This window comes from Rhizobium sp. FY34 (assembly GCF_005222845.1).
Classification (GTDB): domain Bacteria; phylum Pseudomonadota; class Alphaproteobacteria; order Rhizobiales; family Rhizobiaceae; genus Neorhizobium.
This window is the reverse complement of record NZ_STFZ01000017.1, coordinates 1-6,214: the sequence shown is the minus strand read 5'-3', so window position 1 is coordinate 6,214 and position 6,214 is coordinate 1. Positions and strand designations below refer to the sequence as shown.

6 protein-coding genes are annotated in these 6,214 nt (G+C 57.1%); 3 read left to right on the top strand and 3 right to left on the bottom strand.

The window, feature by feature from the left end; all coding sequences use genetic code 11:
* Nucleotides 1–204: 204 nt before the first annotated feature.
* Nucleotides 205–564, bottom strand: a complete 360-nt coding sequence (locus E8M77_RS14265; protein WP_137131317.1) for a helix-turn-helix transcriptional regulator — start codon at nt 562–564, stop codon at nt 205–207.
* 257 nt (nt 565–821) lie between these two features.
* On the opposite strand from E8M77_RS14265, the gene E8M77_RS14260 reads away from it, so the two are divergent.
* Genes E8M77_RS14260 through E8M77_RS14250 form a run of 3 tightly spaced genes read left to right on the top strand, consistent with a single transcriptional unit; the run spans nt 822 to nt 3,648 of the window.
* A complete protein-coding gene (locus tag E8M77_RS14260) occupies nt 822–1,610 on the top strand; it encodes a metallophosphoesterase (protein WP_137131316.1) in 789 nt (262 codons plus the stop codon).
* Nucleotides 1,588–2,112, top strand: coding sequence for a hypothetical protein (locus tag E8M77_RS14255; RefSeq protein ID WP_137131315.1), 525 nt, complete (start codon nt 1,588–1,590; stop codon nt 2,110–2,112). Before E8M77_RS14260 ends, E8M77_RS14255 begins: the two co-directional genes overlap by 23 nt.
* A 42-nt stretch (nt 2,113–2,154) precedes the next feature.
* Nucleotides 2,155–3,648: an AAA family ATPase gene (locus E8M77_RS14250; protein ID WP_348639907.1), complete on the top strand. Its 1,494-nt coding sequence runs from the start codon at nt 2,155–2,157 to the stop codon at nt 3,646–3,648.
* Nucleotides 3,649–4,186: 538 nt separating this feature from the next.
* On the opposite strand, the gene E8M77_RS14245 is transcribed toward E8M77_RS14250, so the two are convergent.
* Together E8M77_RS14245 and tnpB are read right to left on the bottom strand one after the other, a co-directional pair.
* Nucleotides 4,187–5,719: an IS66 family transposase gene (locus E8M77_RS14245; RefSeq protein ID WP_137131313.1), complete on the bottom strand. Its 1,533-nt coding sequence runs from the start codon at nt 5,717–5,719 to the stop codon at nt 4,187–4,189.
* 71 nt (nt 5,720–5,790) lie between these two features.
* A complete protein-coding gene (gene tnpB / locus E8M77_RS14240) occupies nt 5,791–6,117 on the bottom strand; it encodes an IS66 family insertion sequence element accessory protein TnpB (protein ID WP_137131312.1) in 327 nt (108 codons plus the stop codon).
* Nucleotides 6,118–6,214: the final 97 nt, after the last annotated feature.

Here is a 6,214-nt window from a genome sequence, read left to right as displayed (position 1 = left end):
GCCCATTGGGCGTCTGTCAGTACAAAACGATCCATCCAAAGCGTGAATCACATTCGCGCTGATTTGTGAATCCCCACAGACCCTAGTTTGTAATAGGCTCGCCCATCGGAAAAATCCCTTCAGCGAACGTAGGGTTTCTCGGCTTAACTCGGCCGGGCAACACATTGTTCAGGATGTAGGACAAAAGTTCCGACCAGTTATGTTTCAAAGAACCTTGATGCCTTGATGGGGCTGTGTCGGTCGTCTCCTAACACCCACACCGTCTAATTCGCCGCTATCCGTATTGGCGGCCGTAAATTGAATATTCGAGGCGGCGAACACTGAGTGCAGCGCCTCGTTAAGTTTCCTAGATGGTGGTGCAGAGCCCTTTTCAAGGCGGCTTATCGTCTTGATACTCGTACCAGCTAGGTCAGCGAGCTGCTGCTGGGAAAGTCCCAGTAGGCCGCGTGCAGCTCTGACCAATTCGGGTGGCAATGGATACCTCATGCCGTTGAAAAACCGGCGAAAATTGAGATTGTCAAATTTGTCTAAAAAAAAGACATTAAATGTCTTGAAAAATGACATTTAGGTCTTCTATTTTACGCTCAATGCATTGGCTGATTGTCGATTCTCAGACGTGAATCGAAGGTGCAGAGTCTATGGTTTTCTTGGAAGGGTAGGGATTTGGCAAACGGCCTGCAATTCATTGGTGAGTCGCATTCCTTTGAAACAGATATGGTGAAAAGTGAGTATTGGTCGTGTGGTCAGAGACTGGTGCCATGCCTGATTGATCAGACTCCCAACAGTCCGAGCTATTGGCGGCCCCTTCAGCAGAGGCCGCGATGAGAGCGTGGATTTTCTCCGATCTCCACCTTGAGATAGACCCGAACTTCGCGTTGATGGAAATTCCTAACGCTGACGTGTGCCTTTGCGCGGGCGACATCTTCGACGGCGGCGTTGCGGCAAGCTTGCTATTTCTCCGCGACTACGTCGCTCCCCACATGCCGGTCGTGTTCGTTCCGGGTAACCACGAATACTACCGTAGCTCCATCAAAGAGGGATTAGCGATTGGCTACGAATTGGCTGGGAGTTGCGAAGACTTGTTCATGCTGAACGGGGACACGGTCCTGATCGACGGCTATCGCTTCATCGGCGCGACACTCTGGACGGATTTCGATCTCTATGGCGAACCACGATTGGCAATGGCAATCGCCCGGGAAGAGTTGAACGATTTTAAGCGGATCAAGCTTTCGAAGACCCCATTCAAGAAATTCACACCTCAGGAAAGCCAGCATCTTCATAGGGTGGCGGCGGTAAACATCGACAACGTTTACCTGTCGCAGCCCAAGCGGCCTACGGTCATCGTCAGTCACCATGCGCCGAGCATGATGTCGGTGCCGCCGCAGTTTCTAAGAGACGGCCTGACACCGTCCTTCGCATCGCGGTTTGAGCGCCGAATACTTGAATATGAGCCGCTGCTGTGGGTGCACGGCCACATCCACACACCTAGCGACTATCGGATCGGAAAGACACGGGTAGTGTGCAATCCGCTCGGTTACCCCGACGAGCCGTCGCGGAAAACGTTCAATCCTCATCTGGTGATCGATCTTGCCAAACTCGCCGAAACATAAAATTCTGCGAATGCGCGGTCGGTCGTTGTGGGCTCCGGATAACACCGCCGATCTTGCCGATCTGACCGTGCCTATCCATCTTGCTTATTGTCAGGTTGTCGCCGCGCTGCGGCATCACGCTGGCGCGGGACCACCGAACCTTGCCATTGTTGTGGTTCCAACGGTCGACGCCGTGGATAGCTTCGTTTCGGCCAGTCGCCTCTATCTCCGTCAGGTTCTGGATCAACATGGCTACATCGAACCGTTCGTTCGCGCGCTTAAATCTACTAAGCGCGACCGACTGACGGAACTGGAAATTCAGCGCCGAGCGGCAGAGGCGGGTAAAAGCATTTTGATTTGCTCGAGCGTGGATGAGGTAGACGAAGAACTTAGGTTGTTCGCAGACGTCATTGCTGTGATCCCGACGCCGACGGCGCATCAGATCGGGGCGACCTTTCGTCGATACGGACACGCGATAACGTCGGCCGACGAGGAGATGATCAGGTCGGTACCGTGGACGTGACTTGTCTACGCGTTTCAACCTAATCGCCCGGTCAAAGCCGCACTGCGTCGACTAAGGGACACCGTAGATCGTACACCAGCGCCGACGGCTGCACCGCTTTCCACTGGGCCGACACTGGCCGATCTTAGCGGGCTCGGCGCGGCGAAGGACTGGGGTCTGGAGCTCGCGCGCGACCTCGACGATTTCAAAGCCGGTCTGATCCCGTGGGATGACGTCGATATCGGGGCGCTGATCTCAGGGCCACCTGGAACCGGGAAGACACTCTTCGCCGAAGCCCTTGCGCGAACATGCCGCATACCGATCGTGGTGACGTCCGCTGCACAGTGGCAGGCCTGTGGCTATCTGAACGACATGTTGAAAGCCATGCGCGACAGCTTCGCCGAGGCACGGTCGAAAGGCGCGGCGTTGCTGTTCATCGACGAGATCGACGCTGTCGGCAGCCGGGCAACCAACCGAAGTTCCAATGCCGATTACACGCGCCAAGTCATCAATGGGCTTCTTGAACTGCTCGATGGCTTCGAACGTCGTCGCGGGATCGTTGTCGTCGGAGCAACAAACCATCCCGAATACATCGATCCCGCGATTCTGCGGCCGGGACGTCTCGACAAGCATTTTATCATCCCGCTGCCGGACACTGCTACCCGTCGACAGATATTTCAATTCCATGCCGGCTTCCCCGTGCCCGAAGATCGAGAGGATGGGTTCGCCCGGTCGACATTGGGGATGGCAGGTGCTGATCTGGAGCAACTTGTTCGTGATGGTCGTCGAACCGCACGTCGCCAGGGACAGCCTTTCGAATTCGGACATGTGGCATCGATCGCCAATCCATTGATAGACCTTCCCGCTGATCAGATGCGGCGGACCGCTTTTCATGAAGCGGGACACGCAATCGTCGGTCTCGAACTCGGAATGGAACTTGAAGGCATAACCATTAACGACAAGGTCCTCGCGACGGGCATAGACAATCTGGGCGGTGCGGTATTCAGGACGCCCACGTTTCCGATGAAGACAAGATCATACTTTCTCGATCAGATATGCATGTATCTCGCAGGGCTCGGAGCGGAATCCTTGATCTTCGGCGAGTTCACAGAGACTGGCGGCGATCCGCGATCGGACCTCGCTAGGGCCACGGCGATGGCGACCAAGGTGGAAGCGTGTTACGGGATGGGAGCCACGCTGGCGATTGATCTGGTGGAAGAGCGCGATCTTGCATTGCTGCGCGCTGGAGACTTCAGGCTCCGCAAGGCGGTCACCGAACTTCTCGACGCAGAATCCGTTAGGGCGAAGACAATTCTGGACATGAAGATCGATGCTTTTTGCGCGGTGGCTGAGACGCTATTGCGAAAACGGAACATGAGCGTCGTTGAGGTGCAGGATGTCGTGAGGGCCTATCCTCCACGGGAGGGTGCTTTCGGAGGTGGAGCTGATCGTTCGGACCAAGCAATCCGAACCGCTCGCCGGGAAACGGAAGGTCTTCACCTGGACGACATCCGTCGAGAGGTTGATGCAGCGCTAAGGCGATGGGGAATCATTTGACGAAAATGATAGCTATAGTGGAGACACGTTGTGCCGAAACAGCGTAAACGCAGACCTACGGCATTACCCCCGAACGACTTGCAGTCGTTTGGGTCTGGGTTGGACGAAGTGGGTTGGAAGCCGGCATCGACATCGATTCGGTTGAACTCCGCGGGCGAGTACATTCGAGCGTGCGAAATAGAAGCACATTTTCGAAACTCGATGAGTCGGAAAATATCAGACAGGCCGAAAGGACGCTGCTCACATCCGGCACGATCGGCCCACAACTCAAGGCTTGAATGAGATTTGCGAAGCCAACGGCAGACATCGCAGCGGAACTTGTCGTACACAATGGCCCTGAAACACAAGCGATCAAAGTTCGGCCGGCGAAGCCCAACTTCGAAGTGATCGAAGACAATGCTTATGACGGCCGCATTTAATGAGGGCGAAGGGGGTGATTGGGCAACGGACGATGGTTTCTGCTCTCGCCTATAACGGTGCGGTCGTCGCTACGCTATCCGAATGAGGCCGCTGACCTCGTGAAATGTAAGCGATGTTCTCAGGCCACGACTTTGAGTTCGGGGTTTGCGGCGTAGGCCCACGGCAACAGGTCGTCGATCAGTCTATTTGAATGGCCGTTGACGATCTTGGTGAGGATGTCTGAGAGATAGGCCAGTGGCTCGACTTGGTTGAGTTTGGCGGTCTCGATCAAAGACGCGATGGTTGCCCAGTGTTCGGCTCCGGCGTCGGAACCTGCAAATAGCGCGTTCTTGCGATTGAGCGCAATTGGCCTGATGGATCGTTCGACGGTGTTGGAGTCGATCTCGATCCGGCCGTCGTCGATGAAGCGGGTCAAGCCGTCCCAGCGTGACAAGGCATAACGGATTGCTTCGGCGAGCTTTGTCTTCTGGCTGATGTAGCCGAGTTGTTCACGCAGCCAGGGAGCGAGGCTGTCGATGATCGGGCGACTTTTTTCCTGACGGACAACTCGACGCTCCTCGTGGGGCCTGCCACGTATCTCGTCTTCGATCCTGTAAAGTTCGGCGATGCGTTTGAGCGCCTCGCTGGCAATGGGCGCCGGACCGGCGGCGGCGAGTTCGTAGAAGCGGCGGCGAACGTGGGACCAGCAGAAGGCAAGCGACACGGTGTTCTTTGCCGCGAGTGGACGATAGCCACTGTAACCGTCGACCTGCAGGATGCCGACGAAGCCGTCGAGATGGGCCATCGGCCGTTCGCCTTTGCGGTCCGGCGCATAGACATAAGCGACACCGGGTGGGTCATCTCCCTGCCACGGCCTGTCATCACGCGCATAGGCCCAAAGCTGGCCGGTCTTGGTCTTGCCACGTCCCGGGTCGAGCACCGGGGCAGTCGTCTCGTCGGCAAACAGCTTGGACGACGACTTCAAATGTTCGAGCAGACGCTGGTGAACAGGCCGCAGATGCCAGGCGGCGCGACCGACCCAGTCGGCGAGTGTCGAGCGGTCGAGGTCGATGCCTTGACGTTTGTAGATTTGCGCCTGGCGATAAAGGGGCAAGTGATCGGCATATTTGGAGACCAGAACCTGGGCGACGGTCGCCTCGGTCGGAATGCCGCCCTCGATCAATCTTGCCGGGGCCGGGGCCTGGACAACGACCTCTTCGCAAGCCCGGCAGGCATACTTCGGGCGGCGCACCACAAGCACGCGGAACTGAGCGGGCACGATGTCGAGTTTCTCGCTGACGTCCTCGCCGATCCGATGCAGGTCATTGTGGCAGCAAGGGCACGCATGGTCATCGATATCGACCACGACCTCGATGCGCGGCAGGTGTGCCGGCAGCGAACCCCGGTTCGTACGCCGCTTGGCGACTTGCGACTGGCGAAGAGCATTCGACGCCTGCTCCTTCTCTTCCAGCCCGGCAGCCTCGACCTGTTCGGCCTCTTCAAGCCCTAGCAGAAGCTGATCTTCGGGAAGGGTCTCGGCACGGCGGCCGAAGCGGTGGCGCTGCAATTCCTTGATGATCTGGCGAAGGCGGGCATTCTCTGCCTCGCGCGAAAGCACCATGGCTTTCAGCGCGTTCAGGTCATCCGGAAGCTCGTCCGCCCTCATCGTCATGGATCGAGAACAGCATATTTTACCGCTCGGATCGAGAGGCTGGACAGCGCTGATTCAATTGGTCGCGGCCGCTATCCAGCCTTTACCGGGATGCGCGTTTCGCTCGGCGCATGCACCCGTTTCCAGTCCAATCCCTCAAACAAAGCCGAGAACTGGGCAGCGGTCAGATGCATCGCGCCGTCCTGCATTCGTGGCCAATGGAACTCGCCATCCTCAAGTCGCTTGGCGACAAGGCACACGCCGCTGCCGTCCCAGAAGATCAGTTTGATCCGATCCGTGCGTCTGGCCCGGAACACGTAGATCGCGCCAGAAAACGGATCGGCGCCCATCTCAGCCTTCACCAGTGCCGCCAATCCTTCTGCGCCTTTGCGGAAGTCGACAGGCTTGGTGGCGATCATGACCTTCACCGTAACCGGTGTTCTGCTCCCACATTGTGCACCGTTGCCTGATCTGTGATCGACGTTCCATGGATGAAGAACGGGAGTTTCTCCATGG

Excerpts from the sequence above, each read along its gene's own strand:
- E8M77_RS14265 (WP_137131317.1), bottom strand. The coding sequence starts at position 564 with ATGTCATTTTTCAAGACATTTAATGTCTTTTTTTTAGACAAATTTGAC.
- E8M77_RS14260 (WP_137131316.1), top strand. The coding sequence starts at position 822 with ATGAGAGCGTGGATTTTCTCCGATCTCCACCTTGAGATAGACCCGAAC.
- E8M77_RS14245 (WP_137131313.1), bottom strand. The coding sequence starts at position 5,719 with ATGACGATGAGGGCGGACGAGCTTCCGGATGACCTGAACGCGCTGAAA.
- tnpB (WP_137131312.1), bottom strand. The coding sequence starts at position 6,117 with ATGATCGCCACCAAGCCTGTCGACTTCCGCAAAGGCGCAGAAGGATTG.